Here is a 23,397-nt window from a genome sequence, read left to right on the forward strand (position 1 = left end):
AAGTTTAAACCTTCCCCTTAGGTTAAAGTCAATACAAAATAAATTATAATTATATTAATTCTTCAATTCTATCTCCACTCAATACCAATATATCCCCTGCTTTTATTACAGTTGAACCTTTAGGTACTAAAACCTGCTCATTTCGTTTTATCATAACTATTAATATATCTTCTGGTATATTAGAGTCTATTATACTCTTATTTGCCCACTTGCTACTCTCATCAACATTTACTTCTATAAGCTTAGAGCTAATTTCTCCATCATAATCATTAAATGTTTTTAATACAGGTGTATTATCATCAACTAAGTCCAGTTTTTTGGCTACAGTTGGTATCAATGTACCTTGTATACCTACTGAAAGTAACGCTATAAAAAATATTATATGAAATATGTCATTTTCTATGATTACGCCTTGAGTAACTGCATGAATTGCAAAAACTACTGATGCAGCACCCCTAAGACCTACCCATGATATGAATAATTTTTCTTTATTTGAGAATTTAAATTTTGCCAGAACTATGAATGTTGCTAATGGTCTTGCAATAACTATCATGAATATAGATATGCCCATTGCTATACCAAATACATTTGGTAACTTGGAAGGGAAAGATAACAATCCTAACATAAAAAATAACATTATTTGCATAATCCATGAAATTCCATCAAAGAAATGAACCAAACTTTTTTTAAGAGGTATCTTACTATTTCCTATAATAATACCTGAAATATAAACACTTAAATATCCATTTCCTCCAATATACTCGCTAAATGCATAAGAAAGTATTGCAATAGCTGTTATAAATATAGCATAAAACCCTTCTATCTCGAAGTTTGAATTTCTTAAAATATAAACAGACAATTTTGCTAGTACAAATCCTATAGCTAGCCCAAAAGCTATTTGTTTTATTACCATTGGTACAATAAGTTCTACCCCAGAATTATTCATCAATGTCAAAATAATTAGTGTTAACATATATGCTATTGGGTCATTACTTCCACTTTCAACTTCCAATAATGAGGCAAGAGAACCTTTTAAATTTAGTTTTTGAGAACGTAATACGGCAAATACAGATGCTGCATCTGTTGAAGCTGCTATTGCTCCAATTAGCAAACCTTCAAATAAACTAGTTCCTATTACCATATGACAAAAGATACCTGTGACACCTGCTGTAATTATTACACCTAATGAGGACATTAATATAGAAGGTATTGCAACGGGTCTAGCCATATTCCAATTTGTTCCAAATCCCCCAAAAAACATTATAAATATTAGCCCAATAGAACATAATTGTTTTGTTAATTCATAGTTGTCAAAATAAATTCCAACCATTCCATCAGACCCAAATAACATCCCTAATAGTATAAAAATTAATAATATTGGTACTCCAAATTTATATAATACCTTGCTAGAGGTTATACAAATCAATAGCACTAATCCACTTATAATCATCAATTCTGTCATAGCATCAACTCCATTTCATATAAATTTTGTAGATTAATTTATATCTACAATTTTATTACTTGTTCAAATATAACATGACATAAGTTTTATAAGTTATGGTTTATAAAGTACAATAAAAATTTCACAATACATTAAAGTATGAGCATTATACTTAAATTTATATATTTATTTTAATTCTATTCATTTAGTATTTATAATTTGAATTTTTTTTAATTAATATTTCATTTTTCAATTGATTGTTTAATATATTTCATTTTTTTATAGTAATTTTATATATAACTATGAAATACAAAGTAGTTAGATAAGTAGTAAGAAACTAACATGTAATATTAGATACTTTAGATATGAAATCTTAAAACTTTTATATATTGAAATACTTCTTTATATATATTATTGTATATTTCTTATAATTTATTGTCAATTTATTTTTTCTCAAAAATAGAATAATTGCATAATTTTTTTCAAATTATGCAATTCATAAAATTTATTCCCAAAACTCTTTTATTGCTTCTATTATCTCACTATAAGGCAATGAAGTAGCTTCGATTATTGATTTGTTTGTCTTTTCTAAATAATACTTAATCATATGATATCCAAAAGCATATCCTGCACAATAAGGTAATCCCACTGGAAAATATCCTTGCATTTTAGCTATGTCATCACCATAAAGATAGGATGTTATATTTTGAAATCCAGTTTCTTTTAAAGCATTTTTGTGAATAAGTGAGAAGTATAATTTTAAATTAATTTCATATGTAATATTGGAAATGGATTACCTTGTCCATCTATTTCAGACCTATCAAACTCTTTAAAGCCTAAGTGAATATAAAATCCCACAGCTTTTTTATTTTGTTCATTTACATCAACATATTTTACATTGTATTTATCTATAGCATATGTTATTAATTTTTTACCAATGCCATTTCCTCTATATTTATCTTCTATAAACAGCATCTCAACTTTATCTTTATCTATCCCTATAAAAGCCTTTATTGAATCATTATCTTTTATACAAACTATATGTTCTACTTCTTTAAGCCCAATTTCAACTAATGGTATCAAAGATTCAATATCTTTTTCTGTTAAAAAATTATGAGTTGCTCTTACTGACGATTCCCAGACTTGCAACATTTCTTCATATTCTGTTGAATTTATTTGTTTCATTTCAAAAATTATTCCAGATTTCATAAAAATTTCCTTTCTATATTACTTTTAATTGTATAACACTTCTTTATACAAAACTTAGAAAGGACTATGAAGGTTAAATATCATAGTCCTCATTAAGTTTAAATATTATCTATTATATATTTTTAGCATTTATATACTATAATCTAGCAAATTTACTACAATAATTCACATTAGTTTATACTAAAGGAGCTTCTATTTGAGTAGTAAAAAGGAATTTATGGCAGTGACCATCATTAACAGTAGTTTCTCCACATACTAAGTGAATGTGTTTATCAGTTCCAGGTATTCTAATTGCTGGTCCTGTTGTAACACATATCTTATGGAAATGGTCAAGGAAATCTACATTATCATTTATTTTATGAACATGATTTGTACCACCATTTATTGGTATAACTTCACCAGTAACTCCTGCTGCACGGTGATTATGTCTATCATCACATTCTTCTGCTAACTTAACACTTTGTGAGTATTCATGAACATGTGTCATTTCCTCATAATCATTATAGCACTTGTTACATTTATTATATTTATAATCATCATATACATAATCTCTTTCACATTTATAATTTTGATAACTCATTTTTATATCTCTCCCTATATTATATTAAGAAATTCTTTTAAGGAATCTCTAATATATAGTATGAATTAAAGTCAAAAAAGTTCATATTTTGTAAAATTATGTATTTATTTTAATTATTTTTCCCAGTATTTAGGATGTACTAGTGAGGTTGGCAACTTCGTATTAGAGTCTCCTTTTGCAGTATTAACTTGTAATTGTGTTAAAAATATACTATTCTCAAGATTAGCACCTCTAATATCACAATCTCTTAAATCTGCTCCTATTAAATTTGCTCCACTCAAATCTGCATCCTTTAAATTTGCTGCTATTAGAAATCGCCACTTTAAATCTGCTCCTATTAGATTTGTTTTTCTAAGGTCTGCTCCTATTAAATCTATATTTTTGCTTAATTTTTTCATATTTTTAAGAGTAGAAGTCTTGATAAATGATTTAGCTTTTTCCATTACAGAATCACTCGCTTGTGATAATAATGAATTAACCTTTGCTCTATGTGATGTGATATCCAAATCAATTAGCTTTTCTGGAGTCATATTAGTTATCTTTTCAGTTTCTTCAATTATTAAGTCAATTTTTGATTTGATTGTGTCTGATATATTTAATACAGATGCTTCTTTAAGGTACCATAACATTTCATGTAGCTGTCTCATAATTAAAAATACTTCAGACATTTGATTTGATACTTCTGGTGATTGCATCCAGTCTATACCCTTATATGTTACTTGTGCTACTTTTTGACCTGAACCAAAGCAATCATATGCAGTGCACCCTTTAAAACCTCGCTTCATAAGATTATTATGTACAGAACATTTAAAATCTGATTGCAAATTAATACAGGGCTTTCCTGATTCCTTATCAATAGGAAATCCATCTGAAGCAGAAAAATAAAGAGCTACACAACAAAGTCCAAAACACTTCTTACAGTCAATTTTTAGCTCATCAAATAACTTATTATTGTATATATTTTTATGTATATTTATCATATTTTCTCCTTTTAAACTTTTTTTAATAATATATTATTTATAACTAAGTTATAATCAAATCTCTTATTTAACATTTCTTATGCTTAATTATAATTTAAGATATCATTTATTCCAATAGTATACATAAGTTTCTTGATATTTGTAACAATACTTTTTATGCTAAAGCTTATTTTAAATATAGTTGTAGAGGAGAGAATATTTTAGTATCCAATTATTTTCATATTTCTTCTGAAGATTGAGGAAATGGGGTATGTTGGTTACAAGACATCATTATTCCATATTACTATGGAAAAAGCTCAAAGCCTTTAGTAAAATCCAGTCGTCCTAAAGTTTTTACTCTGTATAATAGATTGGATAAATGTATTGGTGAATATATTAGTAGAAGTGATAACAGACTTTATGAGCGAATAGGTAAGATGTTCAGAATATCTATTGAGGAATAAACCTATTTCAACTATACATTAATAAAATCTGTACTTAATAAAACCATAAGAAAATATAAAGATAAATAAACTTTAATTACTTAATAGACTCTTATGGTTTTATACTGTAATAGAAAATTATAAACAACATAGTTTATTTATAATTTTACGCTTTTTTAACAACAGAAGATTTTAGTTTCATAGCTCCAAAACCATCTATCTTACATTCTATATCATGTCCATCTGATGGGTCATGGATTAAACGTATATTTTTCACTTTTGTTCCAATCTTTATAGATGATGAACTTCCTTTTACTTTAAGGTCTCTAATTACTGTAACAGAATCTCCATCATTTAATACATTTCCATTTGTATCTTTGATAATATTTGAATCTTCTTCAGCTCCCAATCCTAATGCCCATTCATGAGAGCATTCTGGGCAAACTAAAGGAGTTCCATCTTCATAAGTATATTCTGAATTACATTTCGGGCAATTTGGTAAATTTTCCATCTTTATATGTCCTCCATTTGTTATTTTTAGATTTCTTATTATATAAAATTTCTTTTGAGCCTTTATGATATCATATTATACTTATATTTACAAACTACTAATTTACTTAATGTTTAAATTCTATTCGTGGTATTATTAAACTTGATTTAGCTGTAATCTCTTTCTTATATGTTGATATTATTACAATTTTATGACTCTATCTGCCTGCTCCGATAACTCTAAATCATGAGTTACAAATACGATAGTTTTACCATTCTTATTTAGACTTTTAAGTATATCAAATACTATGTCTCTATTTTTTTTATCTAAATTACCTGTAGGTTCATCTGCAAATATTACTTCACATTCTTTTAATATTACTCTTGCTAACGCTACCCTTTGTTGTTCTCCTCCACTCAATTCGTATATCTTTTTTTTATTGTATTTTCTAAGACCTACAGACTCAAGTGCGTAATTTATTTTTTCATTATGGTTGATATTTTTTTGATACTTTAAAGCAATTTTCAAGTTATTTTCAACATTTTCATTCTCAATTAAAGCATAATTTTGAAATAGATAACCATAAAAATCCCTTTGTAAAATTCTTATCTGTTTACTATTTGGATTTTTTATATTATTTATTATAATATCACCAGAATTAGGTTTTTCTAATAATCCCATTATATTAAGTAAAGTTGTCTTACCTGAACCACTGTTTCCTGTTATCGCTACAAACTCGCCCTTAGAAATTTCTAGGTTAAAATTGTCTATTATAGATTTATCTTTAAATTTTTTCGATATATTTATTAATGAAATCATCTTTTTAATGTTCTCCTTTTATAATTTTATTAAATGAACTATTTGAGATAATCTTGTCTAATATAATAGATATAATTAATTCTACAACTAATATTAGAAGTCCAAATAAGATAATGTTGTTATTTAAATCTACTCTTGTTGATATAATGCTTATTGGAATAATATTTGTTAATATTAATGAGATTATTAACAATATACTTCTAGATGTAGTCGAATAACCAAATATTTTTTTAATATATAGCTTATATTTGTTTCTTTCATAGTAGCTAGCTACTATATTGTAGGTAATCATTAAGTTTGATATTGCTATTATTATTATAGTGAAAATCTCACTATTCAAAGATTTTTCTAGTTTATTTATTTCTAAACCATACTCATTGTAAACAGCATGTAAACTTTTAATATACGCTTCTACATCTTGAGCTTCAATAATATTACTTATATCTGCAAGAGCATCTAATTTCTTAGAATTAAAATAGACACATCTAGATATATAAGAAAGATAAAAAGAATCATCAATATTATCTATGTCAATTATTGCTATTGGGTCATCAATGAGATTTCTATTGTCATCCATAACAAATGAGTTATAAGTAAAATAGCTTTGATTATTATCTACATATATTATGTTAACATTTAAATCTGATTTCTTTGTTTTATTTAAATCTCTATTTAACTCCTCATTATACATATTTTCTACTTCTATTTTTTCAAAGTAAAATAATTCTCTAAATTCTTTTTTAATCTCATTTTCATGTACTTGTAATTTTTTAGGAACTAATAAATTTATAGTCTTATCGTCATAATTAATTAGATTAAATATTTCTTTGCCATTTGAATAAATAGGGTTAACTTTAAGATAGTTCTTATTTATCTTTATATTTTTACCATATTGACTTACTTCTGGGTTTTTACCCCTCGAGTTTATTTCATACATGTAACTTCCATTTTCAAGTTTTTCAAAATTAGTTGTATCAATTAAGAAAGCATCTTTTTCTTCTACTAAACTTTTATAGAAGCCTTTAATCTTAGCATTTTTAATTACTTCTTCCTTTCCTAAAGATTGTTCGCCTGTATCTTTAAGAGTAAGATTATAAACATTTTTTGCTTTATCCCACTCAGATAGATTTCCTAACTGAGTTTGTAGCATATTATAATTTGAAATACAGTTATTTATGGATAATACAAGAAATGATACAAATACAATTTTCAGTGTGAAATGCATTATATTTATAAAACCATAAGATTTTTTCCCATTTAGAGCTAACACATATTTAGAACTTCTACTATTAAAACTAACTATTAATGTGGTTATAAAAATATTTATCAAAATACATGCAATTGAAAATATAACAAAGTATAAACATGCTTTAACACCCAAGTTTAACTTTAAAATATAGATTATATATATTAAGAATGCTGTGATAGATGATAAAATCATAATTCTAAGTATATTTCTTAAAACTCTAATAATTATATCTAACTTAGAATATCCATTTAATCTTAAAATAGAAGCCTCTCTACTCACACTAACTGAATAATGTATTATTGTAGCCAAGAAGCAAAGAATAATTAATATTAAATCTCTAATTATTGAAGGATTTAAGTATAAATTTGAATCAACATATCTATCATGTAGTTTTGCTACAAAAACACTTCTGTCTACATTTAACTCTTTTAATATTTTATTTATTGTATCTTCATTTTGAGTTGAAATATATAAGATTCCTGATTCTCCAACTTCACTTATTTTATCAAAATCTCTAATCAAAATTGATATGTCTTTACTCATAGTTGAGAATTTACCTACTTGATTACTATTATTAGTATTTATATTACTAATAAATTCATTTGAATTAGCATTAGGGAATTCTCCTAATTTTAACTTTATGTTGTTATCCAAACTTGTATCAGTCGTATATATAGATAATTTTTCATTATTATTAAAAACATACTTTGATATGGTCACATCATTTTCATCTGCAATATCTTTAATCCACTTACTATAATTTTTATCTAATTTTTTATAATCTTTAAACATTACAGATATACTTGTTGTATCATTATACAAAATATTATTAATTTCATTATCTTTAACTATATTCAGACCTAATAAAGATACTATTAATAGTTCAATTGTAAATAATACATATATTATCTTTTTCATTTATAGCTCCCCTCCTAATTATTTTCATTCTAAAAGCAAAAATACATTTTACCTTAATTAAAGTATAATATTTTATACCTCTTCTAAACAACTACTATATTGTCACATTCTAAATGGCAAGTGTCTATTTTGTCATAAAGATAAAAATAACCTTAAAACAGTTAATTTTTTATAATCAACTGTTTTAAGGTTATTATTTATTTTTACCAAACAATATTTCAATGATAATGTACTTATTTCTTCTTGCGTCCATAGACATAGCCATGTACATTCATCAAATCCAATAAATCCATTGAAAACTTTACCTTCTCTACATGCACATTGAAGGGTAGAATGAATACATTTGCTAAAGAACAATGCTTCTAGCTCAGGTCTTAACATGTGAATATATCGGCAATAAAAAACTAAATCATCCACAAAAAGATTTTCATAATCTCCATAACACTGAAATCTTTATTGTTTGTTCTACCTTTTTTATTTACACATTCTATCAAATAACCAATTCCCATACCTATAAAACTACCTACTACTCTCCACATAAAATTATCTGTAATAAATCCAATTGATATCCCCACTATAAAACCACATATCATGAAATTCTCTAAAAGTTCATCTTCTGACTTATTTAAATTTTTTCCAAAGTTCAATATTATCACCTCATCTCAACTTAATTATATTTATATATTAATCGATTCACAATCCTTATATAGTTGCATTACTGATTTTATCTATATTCTAAATTAAGGTAACAAAGATTAAAAAGGCTGTATCATAGCAATTATAAACTACTATGATACAGCCTAAAGGTTAAACTTCTCTTATATTTTTAATAATTTCACGAATCTTTTTAGCATTTTCAGCAATATCCCCAACAGTACCTTTAGTTAATAAACCACCAAATCCGCATACATCAACTCCATTTTCCAGCCATACATGTAAGTTTCCAAAATTAATTCCACCACTTGCTAAAACCGGCATATCAGGTATTGGCGTTTTAAATACATTTACTAGTTTAGGTCCATAGAAATCTGATATTGGAAAAGCCTTGATAAAGGCAGCGCCTAAACTCAGTGCCTCTACTGCTTCAGTCAATGATGTGCATCCTGGAGCATAAGGAATTTGATATCTATTGCAAGTTTTTGCTACATCTTCATTGTAATTTGGTGCAATAATAAATTGAGCTCCATGTAAAATAGCATGACGAGCTGTTTCACTATCCAAAACCGTCCCTGCTCCCACACAAAGTGCTTCGCCATATTTTTTATTAAGCTCTTGAATTGTTTCTCCAGCATTATTCAAGGTATAACTCATTTCTATAACTGTTATGCCACCTTTTATACAACCTTCAGCAATTTCACATGCACGATTAAGTGTTTCTTCTCTTACAATTGCAAGAGCCCCACATTCTGCCATTCTTTTAGTTATATTCACCTTTTTCATATCATCACCTCTATATTCATCAAACCACTTCGCTTCTCCATTAATTTAAACCTCATTTTATGATACATATGTTAGTCATATACCAGTCTAATTGCCCTATCTACTCTCACTATTTTTATTAAATAATACTCTATAATTTTCAACTACTCTCTTAATTTCTTCAAGTACTTCTCCAGTTGGTTCAGTTACAGGAAGTCGTGCATTCCCAACATTAATTCCATTCAAGGCAACAGTTTTCTTTATAACAGATGGAATTGTTCCAAGCTTTAAGATACGGCGAAGTTCTTCTATACTATTTTGAGCTTTTTGAGCCTCTTTCAAATTACCTTTCATAAAGTTATCATAAATGGCAATATCAATTTCTGTAAGAAAGTTTGCTGTTGCAGCAACAGCACCTTGAGCACCAGCTCTCAAGCTTTCAAGAATAAGTGAATCTGAACCTGAAAATACACTGAAATCCTCACTCTTAGTTACTTCAATATAAGCTTTCATGTTGTCAAGTTTACCACTACTATCCTTAATTCCAATAATAGTCTTTATCTTTGACAATTCACACACTGACTCTGGTTCAATATTAATTCCAGTCTTCCCTGGCATGTTGTACATCATAATAGGTAAATTAACTGAATCAACAATAGTTTTATAATGTAAAATTAATTCCTCCTGTGTTGGTGTTACAAAGTATGGTGTAATAATAGATAGCGCACTTGCTCCAATAGTTTCCATTCTCTTGGATAAACTTATAACTTCACGAGTTGAATTACCGCCTGTTCCAACAAAAACAGGTACACGGTTGTTAGTGTGATTGATAACAATCTTTGCAAATTCAACTTTTTCATCATCTGTCAATACATGACATTCACCATTAGTTCCCAAAATAAATAATCCATAGATTCCTTTTTCAATTAAATAATCGATTAATTTGCATGTTGCTTGTTGATTTATATTTTGATTTTTATCAAATGGTGTTATCATTGCACATATAATGCCTTTATATTTCATAAAATTATATTCCCTCTCTAATAGACTTTCCAAGACTTCCTGCTGGATGCCACTTCAAATACTGTTGTGTATTAAGACCTTTAGCATATTGTAATGCGACACTTAATGATTGTAATACTATTGTTTCAGCTAGAATTGAAGCACGAGGAGCTTTATTAAGACAATCCCCTTCCTGATTAACTCCTGCGAACAAGAATATATCACAAATATTCTTTAAAAATGAATTAGCATTACCACTTACACCAATTATCCTTGCTCCATTTATTTTTAGTGTTTCAATAGTTGCTTTTAACTCTTGAGTTTCACCACTATTTGATATTGCAATAACAACATCTCCTTCAACTACTTGACCACTTGACCCATGTACTGCTTCTGTACCATGCAATATATATGCTGGTGTTCCAGTAGATGAAAGCAGTGAGGAAATATATCCTGATACATGCCCTGGTTTACCAATACCAGTCACATGTACACGTCCATGATTCCTTTCAGCTTCAAAAATTAAATCACATGCTTTATTTATAGACGTCTCATCTATTGAGGCAATAAATTCTGATACTTCACTAGATAGAGTGTCTAAAAATGCAGATAATGTATTTTCCATAAGACTATCCTCCTTGAAATTATAGTGACTATACTTAGACTTTTACATAATTTAGTCTAAATAGGTTTTATGAATTGTAAAATATTATGTAATATTGAACCAACTACGTTATAATCAATGTTAGGGAAAGTTGCACCCTCTATACCAAGAGTTCCATAAACTGGATATAGTATAACTGGTAAAAATGCAAGTAATAATCCTACAACGAACGACCCAGCAATAGCCCCTCTCCATCCACCTGAAGTATTACCAAATATTGCAGCTGTACCACCTGAGAAGAAACATATGTGAGCAGCTGGAATAATTACTACAGGGAATATACTAGGAAATGATGCCATAATAGCAATCGCTAATAGACCAGCAGCATATGCTGAGATAAATCCAATAATAACTGCATTTGGTGCATATGGGAATACTGTTGGAACATCTAGTGCAGGACGTGACCCTGGAATATACTTTTCTGAAATGATTACGAATGCTGCAGTTATTTCGGCTAAGAACATACGAACACCTGACATCAGTATTGACATACCAGCTACAAATGTAAATGCCTCTATAAGCGGAAATACTAACCAATGTGTTGAGCCAGCAATCTCTTGAGTAAATGCTTGACCAGCTTTTAATGTTGCAATATAAAATAAGATTAGCATAACTATGGATAGACCCATTAAGAAGTCTCTGAATATTGATAACCACTTAGGAAATTCTATAGTCTCTGTTGTATCATCTTTATGTTTCGAAAATAAACGCCCAATATAACCTGATAGACCATAACCAATCATATTAAAGTGACCAATAGCTTGTTCATCACCGCCTGTTAATTCACGCATAAAGGGTTGACAGAATTGAGGCAATGCAGCAGACATAAATCCTAATATAGCTCCACCTATTAAAATAGTGATTGTATTATCGAATCCATGTGCTTTCATGATTAAAACTAATACACAAGAAAAGAATAAACTATGACCTGTTGTAAAGAAAATATTCTTAAACTTTGTAATACGTGCAAATACTAAATTTAATATGAATCCAAGAATTAATGTACATGAAACTGCAAAACCATATGTACCTTGTGCAAGTGCTGTAGCTGCTTCTGGTGAAGCTATAACACCAGTAATTCCAAAGCCATGTTGGAACAGTTTATTGAAATTTTGAAGTGCTCCTGTCATAGCAGAGGCACCAATACCAAATATCAAAAAACCGATAAGTGTTTTTGAAGACCCTGTAAATACTTCAACAGTTGATTTCTTTTGAAGAATCAATCCTATACATGCAACTACACCTAGCAAAACAGCAGGCGTACTCAACAAACTAATAATAAACTCCATAAACATTCCTCCCTATTTTCTTAAATTTATACCTCTTTTGAAGCAAGGAATTTTTCTAGTGCTGTCTTAATTTCGTTTCGGTCAACAATATTGTGAATTCCAATTATATCAAACTTCAAATTTTTATTTTTTAGTTCTTCAGCAACATCAATTAATGTTTCTACAGCATCTCCATTGAATCCATTTAATGAATCCAATGAACCATGTTCTACTTCAATTGGAAAGTTATTTTCCTTAATAATTTGTTGAGTCTTTATTTTTAACATTAAACTTGAGCCAACTCCTGCTCTACATGCGATTAAAATCTTATACATAATTAAATCCTCCTTTATAGTTCGTGTTTTTTTATAAAATCAATAATTTCTTTAGCTTCTTTAGCACTATCCAAAATCTTAAAGAACTCATCTTGTTCCAATAATTCAACCAGTTCAGACATAGCACGTAAATGACTATTATTATCTATTGCACTTAGGCAAAATACATATTTTACAGGGTCATTCTCATCATTTCCAAACTCAATAGGGCTATCTAAGGTAGCAATACCTATTGCAATCTCTTTTGCCCCAGCTTCTGGTCTAGCATGTGGAAGCGCAACATGTTTTGTAATTACTATGTATGGTCCAGATACTTTTGCCGAGTTAATCATGGCATCTACATATCCCTCAGTCACTTTGTTATTTTCAACTAATGCAGAAGCTGACTGTCTAATAGCCTCCTCCCAATTCTTAGCTTTTACCTTTATTTTTACTAGTGTTTCATTAGTAATCTCACTTAGCATAGGCTCCTCTCTTTCCTTAGATGTAAAATTTTCTACTTGTGTAAAATAGGCTAATAACTCACTTGAAAGAATACTTTCAGAAGTTACTTTTGCATATTTTTTTATTATCTCCATAACCTCATCTATTTTAGGTTGTCTTAAAAAAATATCACCTAATTGAATGTACACTTCACGTGTAATTTTATATTTTTCTTTTGTGGTCATAACAGGGCTTACTTTAATCACTGGCACATCTGTTTTTAGACCTTCTGTATTATAATTAGTAGTAAATACAATGTCTACGGGTTCACTGATATTTTCCAATCCAACTGATTCTGACATTGGTATAAAATGTAAGTCAGGGAATAAGTTCGTAAGTTCTGCATGTAAAATAGCTGAACTACCAACACCATTTGAACAAACTATTAATGCTATCCTTTTTCTAAAACCATCAAATTCTTTTTTATTTGAAAAAAGTGTTGCAAAGTGCATTGTCAAGTATGCTAACTCCTCTTCTTGAATTTCTTCTCCAAATAATCCACAAAACTCTTTCATTGCATTACTTACAATTCTATAAACTAATCTATATTCTTCTTTTACTTTTTCGCAAATTGGATTATAAATAGGTAGTTTAAATAAAAGTCTGTAATAGGCCGGTCTAAAATGAGAATATAATTGTTTAAATACTTTTTCTTGACTTATATAATAAACTCCACTTAGATATCCGAATCTTGTCATCATTTTATTTACAATTTTTGAAATTACATCCTTATCTTCTGTATCTTCTTCATAGTTTCCTACTGATATACCTAAAATCCAAGCACTAATATACATTACATTATGAGGTTTTATCTTCTCTTCATTCTCATATACTTCTAATAATTCCTTAGCAAATTTATATTCCTTCATTGAGCTCATAACTGAAATATTGGGAATATCTACATTTTCTTGAATAACTATTCTAGTTGAACACATCCTTGCTTTTAGAAAGATAAATATATATATAAATTCTATTAATCTATCTTCAACAAAAGTAATTTCATATTTTTTTATTAGCTTCAATATAATTTTTTTAGCTTCTTCAAAACTGTCTAAATTATATTCTTTAATAAAAATATCAAATACTCTTGAACTTTTTTCTTTAGACAAAGTTTCTATAATGTTCTTAATAAGTACTCTCCTTATTTCCATTTCATTTCCAACTAAGTAATATCCATTTATACGATTATTCTTGACTTCTATACCCTTTTTTTCAAGATTTGGTATTAAGTCTTTAAAATCTAGATTTACAGTAGACCTGCTTACTTTTATAGAATTTATAAAATGATTAATTGAGATGTCCTCCATATTAATAAAAAGCATTAAATACATATATAAAAGTCTTTCAACTTTACTAAAATAGTAAGTATTCTTAGAATAGTTTTTTTCTAGAATTTCTTTAATTGCTTTTTTTGTTTCTTTTCTAACGATAATATCTTTATCAGCTCTTAAACATATAAGTGGTACGTTTTTTACTTTAAGCATGTCATTGATTTTATTTATTCTATAAGTAATTTGTCTCTTTGATGAGTTAGATTCATCTTGTAATCCATTAGTTGTAATCAATGTGCTATTTAATAAAATCTGGAGAATTGATACAATTTCTTTGTCCACTACCATTAATCCCTACTTTCTTCTTAAGATTAGTCTTCATATTATCATTGGATTTTTTCATCACCTCCACAATACTTATTTTATTTGAGAATTTTATCGTTTTCAATTTCATTTAAGTATAACTTTTGTTTTAGATTGAGACAAAAATTAAACTTATCTAAAATAGATACTATAGTACACCTGTAGATTTTATAAATAAAAAAGGTTTCTTTAGGTAAAGAAACTTAAGAAACATTTATTTAAAGAATAGAAACTATACTAATTATGAATAAATTACTACAAGTAAAAAGCACATTAATTTAAAATAAAATTGATGTGCCTTATTTATAATTCTAATGTATTAAATTTGTTTTTTAACTTGTAATTTTACATCCTTTTTTCTTCAATTAACTCATCTAAATGAAAGATTTAATAATATCTGTTCCTTCTGATTTTAATATTTTAATCCAAGCAAGTTAAAGTTTTTTCTTATATAATAAGTTGATACTTATCTATTTCATTCTTTTAAGTATTTCATCTAATGAAATACACTCTGCATACCTTCCATTCCAGATAAATTCATTGTAATATTTATATGATTGTTATGATGACAAAAATGAATTGTCAATAGTTGTATTTGTGTAAGATGGAACTATTATAACAAGCAATTCTATCCTATAAATTTTTATTTGTGAAAAATCTACTAAAAATATAGTAAATCTTAAGATAATACTTACAAATATTTATTAATTAAAATTAATTAATAAGGAGAATTATTTCACTCATTTGTGATATGGTTCTCACTTATATTATTAAAGCATTTGTGTTGTGTTTTTAGAAAATTTTTTATATAGTGCATTTCCTGGATTTATAGCTATCAATACAATTGCAACTATTAAATATAACATTGCATAGTACTTTATAAGCTCTATTAAATCTCCATTAATTGTCCCAATAAAAAAATTAAATAGTTGATGTATTGTAATAGGTATTATTAAAGTTTTATTTAGATTATAAAAAGTTGTCATTATAATACTAATTGATATAATTGCAATCATAAAAAATATAATATATTTTATTAAATCAACTTCTTTAAATCCTGTTGTAAACCATATTGGTAAATGCCACATCCCCCACCAAAAACCTACTATTATTGATGCTTTTAAAGGAGAATTTTTTTTCTGAAGGTGATTTTGAACAAATCCTCTCCAACCTAATTCCTCACCTAATGGTCCTGCAAATAAATTTTTTAAGAAGAAATATATAAGCACTCCTAATGACGAAATTTTAAAGTTAGGTATTGTTCCATGATTTTTAGATGCTAATATAAGTATAACTACTATAGTTATTAAAACTTGTATACTAATTGCTATTGATACTATTGAAAATTTAAATTTATTTCTAAATTTACCTTTTATATATACTAAAAAATTTTTATCTGGGTAAATTTTTTTAAATAATATCATAAATGCAAAAGTTGATGACCAAGATGATATGCACAGAGCAATATCAGATATCACTGCTGGAAGTTTTAGCATTATAGTTGCTAGTGTCAATAAAAAAAGTGGTAAAAAAATTATATTTGTTAGAATAATAAAACTTACTATAGGTCTTTTTAATACTTTATCTGTTCTCATAAATAATCCTCATTTCAAATTAATATTTAACTGCTATATAAGTTATAACTGCTTATATCATGAGTTTAAACCTATGAGTAAGTCTCAGGTCAATGCTTTTATGTTATTTTATAGGTGCATAAAGCTCTAAAAATATACGCTCAATACCTTCTTCATAAGTAGTAAGCAATATATTAACATAGACTATTCCAAGTAATTCATATTCATTTTCTATTGCTATTTCTCTTAATCTGTCTTTCACTTTATTATCAATACTTTCTCCTCCAGTTGACCATCTGCCATCTTCAATAATAGTATAAATGCAATTAGGATGAGATAAAACTTCACCTTCTATGATTTTGTCATATTCATCTACTTCCCTTACAATTATAAATTTTTCTTCTACTATACCTTCTTCATTAAAACTTATTACTCTTCTTAAATCAGTTAATGTAACTGCTTTTTTTAAGTTGTTTGTATTCTCTTTTAAGACCTTATATTCATCATAGTCAGTAACATGTTTTATTCTACCCTTTACCTCTAAAGGCTTCATTTCTTTTATTATGTATTTCCCAAAATATGTTTTGATTTTGTCACAATCTTCTTTGACTAACTGAATTTTTTTTAAGAGAAGCTTTTTATATTCTATTTCTTCTAGTATGATTTGTTCCTTCTCTTCTAGTAAAAGTTCTAAATCATTTATACTCTTACTTTTTCTTATTTCTTGAATCTTTTTAATTTCTATATCAATTTCTCTATAAAAGTTTATCGTTGTAATATCATATATATCAAACTGATTATATATTCTATATCCATTTTCTTCATTTTTCTTAGGATTTACTAATCCTTTGTCTTCATAAAATTTTAGTGTGTCTCTAGACATTCCTAAAAATTTAGATACTTGTCCAATTGTATACATTATGTCCTCCTATTATTAGATAAATTCTTTATGCTCATTAAACGTATTTCTATTAACAACTACAACATCACCTAAACTTTGAAGTATCAAAACCAGCATAATATTTACAATCTTTGGAATTACTCTTTTTATTTCATAACCCAAGTGTAAACTTGTTAATATAATACGTTATAAATACTATATTGTCTACATATTTCTAACAATGGTTCTTTCACTTTAAGATGTTCTTAAACATATTTAACTTTTATTTCAAAAGATTTCCTATAGATAAAAATGTTCCCTTCATGATAACAGTTTTATTATTTCAACTATCTGTCACCATAAAAGGAACATCTTAATCTTTAAACACATTCTAAATACTCTTTTAACAAATATTATTAAATTATTCTAATGCTATTGTTTCATATTTATTAGTCTTATTTTTATATAAATTTAAATATAAAACTATATATTCACCTACTTTTAAGGGTACATAAGTCTTCTTCTACTAGCAATAGTAAGTGCATCCTCTACTTATCATAAACTATAAATTTTTATCTCATTGTAATATATCCATGATACTGTGAATATGCATCCATAGTTGCTATATCACCTAAGAATACTGATGCAATATTGAATTGTGGTTTTAAATACGGGAATTCCTCTTCTTGTGCCCATTCTGGCTTTTTAATAAAAGCTTTTGCCTCTTCAACCACAGCTTTATACCATTCTTCTTCTCCTTCAAACCATAGTTCTACTACACGGTCAAAGGCAGTTGCTCCATAGTTAATTATTATTTTACTACTGACAAAACGATTAACATAGCAACAGTTTGTAAAATATGGAACTATTTCATCATAAAACCATTTTTCTCCTTCTTCTTTAGAAATTCCATCTGGATACTTAATCATAAATTGCCAACGATAGTTTGGTCCATCTTGTACAGTACGTCCTTTTCCTCTAAAATCTTCTTCCCAATTTATTGGAACAAAGGCAAATATAAATGGTGGACATCCGTTATCTCCACCTACTGCACGTCCTACATCTCCACTTTCTGCATTCTCATGAACCTTTTTATTCTCTACATCTGGTATACATCCTTGCCAACGTAGAACATCCATAGGCATATATTCTGTCATAATTCTATTTGCCATCTCAGGCATATGCTCATCCACAAGCCAATAATGTTCTGTTAGTTGCATCTTACGTACACCAAAACGCTCACCTTCATTTGGTGTAGGATATGCTTGATAAAAGGCATATTTAGTACAATATGGTCCAAAAGTACTAATACTATCTGGAATATGGTGACGATATAACCAGTCCATTAATTTAGGTCTATACTCTTCCTTGGCAAGCCCTACATATATTAAACTTCTCATTATTTTAAATTCAAAACCCATAACCATTCTCCTATAATCAAAGTATATTCACATACTTTCAATTTTCCTTTTTCTTATCTTTACTCAAAATATATCTTGTAAACAAATCTACACCTGCACCCACATACCACACTCCTACTGCCATAGCTACAGCAATTTGAATACAAATATCTTGTAAGTTAATAATATTTTCACTTGTCATAATAGTTAGACCTATAGCCCAACCACAAAGCCATGATGGTAGGAAAATTATTTTTTCAAATAAGGATGCAATTATAACTGCAAAAAAACCTAATATACTAAGTGTTAAAAATAATTCTAGGTTTTGATTGAAGTTTATATATTCCATAATTAAAATAGTCAACACTGCCCATAAATCTCCACACCAAAAACCAAACATTATTTTTAATCCATCTTTTTGTTTATTACCATTAGTTACATATAATCCTGCACAGATTAGTGCTACAGCTCCAGTTTTTATTCCTATATAAGGTGCTAACACTGCCCATAAAGGAGGTAGTAAAGCAATCCCCATAGACAGTGTTAATATTTCTTTTTTCTTTCTATACATTTCCTATATCGTAATTAGTAGCTTCTCTAGCTTGCCTTATCTCTAATAGCTTCATTGCTATTTGATTTGCAATCATAGATACTACAAAATAACTTAAGTATAGTGGTATAAATATAACAATAAATGCTGGAGTTAATCTAACATTGTAATATGTAAGTACTAAACAAATAACTACTAGAATAATTTCAATTTGTTTAAAGCTTGGCTTTTCATTCATACAATAAGCCTCCTATAATATCCCTTAAAAAAGAGTCTTAGTATTTTAATTATTATCCTAATGAAACTCCAGCTTGATTTTCTTTAGTTAATGGTTCTATAAAATTATAAGCTGTTTTTCTTTCTTTAAATTCTGGTGTTTTACGAACTTCTTCATAATGACCTTCCATTTTTTTAATATCATCACCATGTATAAACTTACCTGCTAAAGTATCATGGGCATGACCTAATTGTTCTTCTGGGAAACTAAATACAGTTTTTCCACTTGTAGTATCTAATTCTCCAACTATACCACATAGAGCACATATTGATTTTTTAGTACCTGGCTCAAGGTAGAATAATCTATTGTGACAATGTGGACATACTCCCTCTTCTCCTTGGTATGAAGCTTTTTCAAAATTTTTTGCTGCTTCAACTATATTTAAACCTATTTGATGAACTTGAGCAAGTTTTGTATCATCCATTACCAATTCCTTTGCCCATGGAAACCAAGCATTGTCTATAACTTTCCACATTGGTATTAGAGCTAGCATAGCATGTTCACATTGAACTCTTGTACCCCAGTCAGAACCTCCTATTCCCATGAATGATATTACTTTATCATTAAGTATTCTTGAATCTGGAATTTTTCCTCCTGTAGCTTCTGAAACTTTTGTTCCTATAATATTATTTCCTCTATCTGCTCTTGGTCCAAAACGATCCATTATAGTATGGAATAATCCTGATGCTCCCTCTTCAAAGATAGGGTCTGAAATTATTATCCCATCAGCATCTTTCATTTTGTCAAGTAACCATTCAAAATCATCTTTTAATACACACATACTACCTTTTCCAGATAATAAAGTCTTGACACACGCACAACATCCAGTACAATGTTTAATGTTAATAGATGACATTTGAATAAATTCTACTTCAGCCCCTGCTTCTTGAGCACCCTTAAGTGCAACTTTACACATTGTATCATTATTTCCATTTTTTGTTCCCAAAGAAATACCTAGTATTTTCATTTTTAACTCTCCCTCTTTAGTGTTTATTTAACCTTCTTTCATTTTTAATATATAGAATCCATCATCTAAGGCATCTATGATGATGTAGCCTCTATCATCAACAATAAGATCTTCTGTTACTGCTAAACGTGGTCCTGGGAATCCTGGGAAATAAGATTCTTCTGGCGTTTTATTGGGATTTGGTGGTATAAAATATGCCAACTCTTTGATGTAATATGGATCTGATACATCATAAACCCTTAAACCTGCATGGAAATAACAGCAATATACTCTATCTCCTCTTTGCTCTAGCCATGGCTTATTATCCATTGGTTCATGAAGGTTATGTGGACCAAATGGTCCTGGTTTTCCTAGTCCTGCAACATTAAAGTTAGGATATGGGAAATCTTTTGGCACTTCAGGATATGGAAATTGAGCAATTAATGTTGGTTTTGTTGGGTCACTAACATCAACCATATGTATATTATTCATAGCTTGAGCCTCTGTAATACTCTCTGGTTTAAAAAATTGAAATCGTTCTCCCTCATTTTGAACAACAACTAAATCTCTTCCTGGTAATGGTAGTGCTGTATGAGTTCTTGCTCCTGCAAGCCTACTAGAAAATGCAGGCATAAATGGTAATTCACCTAAGCATTTTGGTCTTGTTAAATCCTCAACATCTAGTACAACTAAGCCAGCTCCTCCATAACCACAATATGCTTTCCCATCTCTTACAAATGGAGGTCCATGAAGCCATCCTTTATCCATAAATTCTGGGCAATGAGGTGCTCCTGGGTCAAAAGTTCTATTTGGATACCCATCTGCATATTGGTCTGGTCTCCACCATTTACCTATTTCCACTGGATTGGTAGGATTTATTATATCTATGACCCTGTAAATCAGACCTTCAAATCCAGCACAGTCACTTGATAAATGTACATATCTTCCTCCGTTATACATAAATCTATGGACACCCATTACATGCTTTAAGCCACAATCCCAATAACCTAAAAACTTAGGGTTTAAAGGGTCTTCTTTTAAACTATATATTCTAATTCCTGCTTCACACTTAATACTTGCTAACTTAGTTTGGTCAACAAGTGCCCCTGGTCCACTTCCACAACTCATAGCTACTATCATTAAATCATCTGCTATTTGAATTTTTGGAGTTGTTGTTGTAGGATACTCTTTGGGGTCTAACATTTGAAAATGTTTTATAAATTGTGGACTATAAGGATTTGTAACATCACTAATCATTACTCCATTTTTTTTACTTCCCCCAAAACAACATCCATATAAATAGTATTTTTCATCTCTTTTATACAGAGCCATTTGAAACATTCCACAAGTCCCATCTAAGTTATTAAAGGAACAAACTTCAAGATTTTTAATATATCCATTATTTCCTTTGCCTTTTGAATAAAATTTATCTTCCATTTTTTCTCCCTTCTTATTTAAAGTATTATCAATTGATATACTTTCATTTTATGAGACAAATTTACTTAAATCCAATATCGTTTTCATGGGAATATATAAGTTATTCTTATTAATAAATTTATAAAATCTGATAAAAATATATACTCAAAACATATATTTTTATACAAATATTTTTCAATATTCTTTAAAAGTAAATTTTCTTATACTATAATAAGTTTTAATTATATAAATAAGGCTTATAAACAATTAAGTTTAAATAGGGGTGATTATTTGAATACTAAACAATTAGAATATTTTATATCTGTAGCAGAAACTCTAAGTTTTACCAAAACAGCAGAAAAATTTTATATTTCCCAAACTGCTGTTACACAGCAAATAAAAGCTTTAGAAGAACGAATAAATGTAACTCTATTTACAAGAAGTAAACGACATGTTGAACTAACACCAGCTGGGAAAGTTTTTTTATCTGAGGCTCGCACTATAATAAAAAATATTAATGATGCTATTGCAAAAACACAACAATTTGCGCATGGTTTTTTTGGAACTTTGAGTATTGGAATCTTAATAGGATATGAAAAAAACAAATTTCAACAATATTTAAAAGAATTTTCTAATACATACCCTAATATATCTATGGATATTTGTACTAATGAGATAACCGAACTTTTAAACTTAGTAAAAAATAATTTTATGGACCTTGCCTTTGTTATTAATCCAGAAAATCAACCGTTAAAAGACTTTGAATATAAAACTGTAGAAAGATATTCTTTGGTAGCCCTTTTACCGTCTGGTCATCCACTTTACAATGAGGATTCTATTGATTTAATTGAACTACAGCATGATAAGTTTATTTTTGTAAAGGAAACAGGAGATGAGTATGGACAAAAATCCATGATACAGAATAGATATCGTGAAGCGGGATTTGTACCTAATGTTGTACAACGTTCAAATAATCTTAATACTATTGAATCATTAGTAGCCTCTAACATGGGGATATCCATTTTACCTTCATTTTGTGTTACAGATACAATGCTAGAGCGTGATATTGCAATAGTCCCTATAAATGAAGTACAAAATAGAATTGAGGTTGTAGTTGTATGGAATAAAAACAATACAAATCCAGCATTGGAAAAATTTATTTCTATAATGTCAACTGCCACTACCCTAAAGGGTAGTAGCTTGTAAAAAGCTAGTTGAATAGCCTAAGTTTACACTACGTTATGTAAGAATATATAGGTACTTTAGGATACTTCTCTAGTTCTAAACTCTACGGTATATCATTAAACATCACTGATGGCAGGTGAAGTGTGGTATATTTAAAACCTTTCATAACATTGGCGAAGAGAGCTTACCACCGTAAGGTGAGGTTAAATTATCTGAAAGGATCATACTATGGTATATGTAATTAATTTTGAAGGAA

The 23,397-nt window shown here is 28.4% G+C and carries 25 protein-coding genes; 1 reads left to right on the forward strand and 24 read right to left on the reverse strand.

The window, feature by feature from the left end; translation table 11 throughout:
- Positions 1–49: 49 nt before the first annotated feature.
- From KGF39_RS01405 to KGF39_RS01520, 24 genes are all read right to left on the reverse strand, one after another.
- On the reverse strand, positions 50–1,462 hold the full coding sequence (locus tag KGF39_RS01405) for a potassium/proton antiporter (protein WP_227820911.1): 1,413 nt from the start codon (positions 1,460–1,462) through the stop codon (positions 50–52).
- Positions 1,463–1,946: 484 nt separating this feature from the next.
- The gene (locus KGF39_RS01410; RefSeq protein WP_413927059.1) at positions 1,947–2,231 is read right to left on the reverse strand and encodes a DUF2268 domain-containing putative Zn-dependent protease; all 285 of its coding nucleotides are present in this window, start codon (positions 2,229–2,231) and stop codon (positions 1,947–1,949) included.
- Positions 2,201–2,650: a GNAT family N-acetyltransferase gene (locus KGF39_RS01415; protein ID WP_227820912.1), complete on the reverse strand. Its 450-nt coding sequence runs from the start codon at positions 2,648–2,650 to the stop codon at positions 2,201–2,203. The genes KGF39_RS01410 and KGF39_RS01415 overlap by 31 nt, the downstream gene beginning before the upstream one ends.
- A 175-nt stretch (positions 2,651–2,825) precedes the next feature.
- On the reverse strand, positions 2,826–3,230 hold the full coding sequence (locus KGF39_RS01420) for a YmaF family protein (protein WP_054275464.1): 405 nt from the start codon (positions 3,228–3,230) through the stop codon (positions 2,826–2,828).
- 113 nt (positions 3,231–3,343) lie between these two features.
- On the reverse strand, positions 3,344–4,210 hold the full coding sequence (locus KGF39_RS01425) for a pentapeptide repeat-containing protein (protein WP_227820913.1): 867 nt from the start codon (positions 4,208–4,210) through the stop codon (positions 3,344–3,346).
- A 588-nt stretch (positions 4,211–4,798) separates the two neighbouring features.
- The gene (locus tag KGF39_RS01430; RefSeq protein WP_227820914.1) at positions 4,799–5,143 is read right to left on the reverse strand and encodes a zinc ribbon domain-containing protein YjdM; all 345 of its coding nucleotides are present in this window, start codon (positions 5,141–5,143) and stop codon (positions 4,799–4,801) included.
- A 180-nt stretch (positions 5,144–5,323) separates the two neighbouring features.
- The gene (locus tag KGF39_RS01435; RefSeq protein ID WP_227820915.1) at positions 5,324–5,941 is read right to left on the reverse strand and encodes an ABC transporter ATP-binding protein; all 618 of its coding nucleotides are present in this window, start codon (positions 5,939–5,941) and stop codon (positions 5,324–5,326) included.
- A gap of 4 nt (positions 5,942–5,945) precedes the next feature.
- On the reverse strand, positions 5,946–8,108 hold the full coding sequence (locus tag KGF39_RS01440) for a DUF1430 domain-containing protein (RefSeq protein WP_227820916.1): 2,163 nt from the start codon (positions 8,106–8,108) through the stop codon (positions 5,946–5,948).
- A gap of 132 nt (positions 8,109–8,240) precedes the next feature.
- Positions 8,241–8,525: a hypothetical protein gene (locus KGF39_RS01445; RefSeq protein ID WP_227820917.1), complete on the reverse strand. Its 285-nt coding sequence runs from the start codon at positions 8,523–8,525 to the stop codon at positions 8,241–8,243.
- Positions 8,513–8,755, reverse strand: a complete 243-nt coding sequence (locus tag KGF39_RS01450) for a hypothetical protein (RefSeq protein WP_227820918.1) — start codon at positions 8,753–8,755, stop codon at positions 8,513–8,515. Before KGF39_RS01450 ends, KGF39_RS01445 begins: the two co-directional genes overlap by 13 nt.
- A gap of 160 nt (positions 8,756–8,915) precedes the next feature.
- On the reverse strand, positions 8,916–9,548 hold the full coding sequence (locus KGF39_RS01455) for a ketohydroxyglutarate aldolase (RefSeq protein ID WP_227820919.1): 633 nt from the start codon (positions 9,546–9,548) through the stop codon (positions 8,916–8,918).
- Between the two features lie 96 nt (positions 9,549–9,644).
- A complete protein-coding gene (gene dapA / locus KGF39_RS01460; protein ID WP_227820920.1) occupies positions 9,645–10,550 on the reverse strand; it encodes a 4-hydroxy-tetrahydrodipicolinate synthase in 906 nt (301 codons plus the stop codon).
- 4 nt (positions 10,551–10,554) lie between these two features.
- Positions 10,555–11,154, reverse strand: a complete 600-nt coding sequence (locus KGF39_RS01465; RefSeq protein ID WP_227820921.1) for an SIS domain-containing protein — start codon at positions 11,152–11,154, stop codon at positions 10,555–10,557.
- Positions 11,155–11,210: 56 nt separating this feature from the next.
- Positions 11,211–12,482 (reverse strand): PTS ascorbate transporter subunit IIC, encoded by a 1,272-nt coding sequence (locus tag KGF39_RS01470; RefSeq protein WP_227820922.1) that lies wholly within the window; start codon positions 12,480–12,482, stop codon positions 11,211–11,213.
- A gap of 26 nt (positions 12,483–12,508) precedes the next feature.
- Positions 12,509–12,796, reverse strand: a complete 288-nt coding sequence (locus KGF39_RS01475) for a PTS sugar transporter subunit IIB (protein WP_054275472.1) — start codon at positions 12,794–12,796, stop codon at positions 12,509–12,511.
- A gap of 14 nt (positions 12,797–12,810) precedes the next feature.
- The gene (locus KGF39_RS01480) at positions 12,811–14,898 is read right to left on the reverse strand and encodes a PTS sugar transporter subunit IIA (protein WP_227820923.1); all 2,088 of its coding nucleotides are present in this window, start codon (positions 14,896–14,898) and stop codon (positions 12,811–12,813) included.
- Between the two features lie 785 nt (positions 14,899–15,683).
- Positions 15,684–16,508, reverse strand: a complete 825-nt coding sequence (locus tag KGF39_RS01490; protein ID WP_227820924.1) for a type II CAAX endopeptidase family protein — start codon at positions 16,506–16,508, stop codon at positions 15,684–15,686.
- 103 nt (positions 16,509–16,611) lie between these two features.
- Positions 16,612–17,406 (reverse strand): MerR family transcriptional regulator, encoded by a 795-nt coding sequence (locus tag KGF39_RS01495; RefSeq protein ID WP_227820925.1) that lies wholly within the window; start codon positions 17,404–17,406, stop codon positions 16,612–16,614.
- Between the two features lie 15 nt (positions 17,407–17,421).
- Entirely contained in the window at positions 17,422–17,550 is a 129-nt protein-coding gene (locus KGF39_RS19785; RefSeq protein ID WP_255643218.1) for a hypothetical protein, read from the reverse strand.
- A 389-nt stretch (positions 17,551–17,939) separates the two neighbouring features.
- Positions 17,940–18,794 (reverse strand): acetyl-CoA hydrolase, encoded by an 855-nt coding sequence (locus KGF39_RS01500; RefSeq protein ID WP_413927011.1) that lies wholly within the window; start codon positions 18,792–18,794, stop codon positions 17,940–17,942.
- A 31-nt stretch (positions 18,795–18,825) separates the two neighbouring features.
- Entirely contained in the window at positions 18,826–19,338 is a 513-nt protein-coding gene (locus KGF39_RS01505; RefSeq protein WP_227820927.1) for a DUF1097 domain-containing protein, read from the reverse strand.
- Complete coding sequence (locus tag KGF39_RS01510; RefSeq protein ID WP_107594883.1) at positions 19,331–19,555, reverse strand: hypothetical protein; 225 nt, start codon at positions 19,553–19,555, stop codon at positions 19,331–19,333. Before KGF39_RS01510 ends, KGF39_RS01505 begins: the two co-directional genes overlap by 8 nt.
- A gap of 52 nt (positions 19,556–19,607) precedes the next feature.
- Positions 19,608–20,561 carry an NAD(P)H-dependent oxidoreductase gene (locus KGF39_RS01515; protein WP_227820928.1) on the reverse strand — a complete coding sequence of 318 codons (954 nt, stop codon included), beginning with the start codon at positions 20,559–20,561 and terminating at the stop codon, positions 19,608–19,610.
- Between the two features lie 27 nt (positions 20,562–20,588).
- The gene (locus KGF39_RS01520) at positions 20,589–21,977 is read right to left on the reverse strand and encodes a hypothetical protein (protein ID WP_227820929.1); all 1,389 of its coding nucleotides are present in this window, start codon (positions 21,975–21,977) and stop codon (positions 20,589–20,591) included.
- Between the two features lie 270 nt (positions 21,978–22,247).
- Here KGF39_RS01520 and KGF39_RS01525 point away from each other — a divergent pair, with 270 nt between their 5' ends.
- Positions 22,248–23,162: a LysR family transcriptional regulator gene (locus KGF39_RS01525; protein WP_054275480.1), complete on the forward strand. Its 915-nt coding sequence runs from the start codon at positions 22,248–22,250 to the stop codon at positions 23,160–23,162.
- Positions 23,163–23,397: the final 235 nt, after the last annotated feature.

Origin of the sequence: Clostridioides sp. ZZV14-6345 (genome assembly GCF_020657775.1) — a bacterium.
In the GTDB taxonomy this organism is placed as follows: Bacteria; Bacillota; Clostridia; order Peptostreptococcales; family Peptostreptococcaceae; genus Clostridioides; species Clostridioides difficile_D.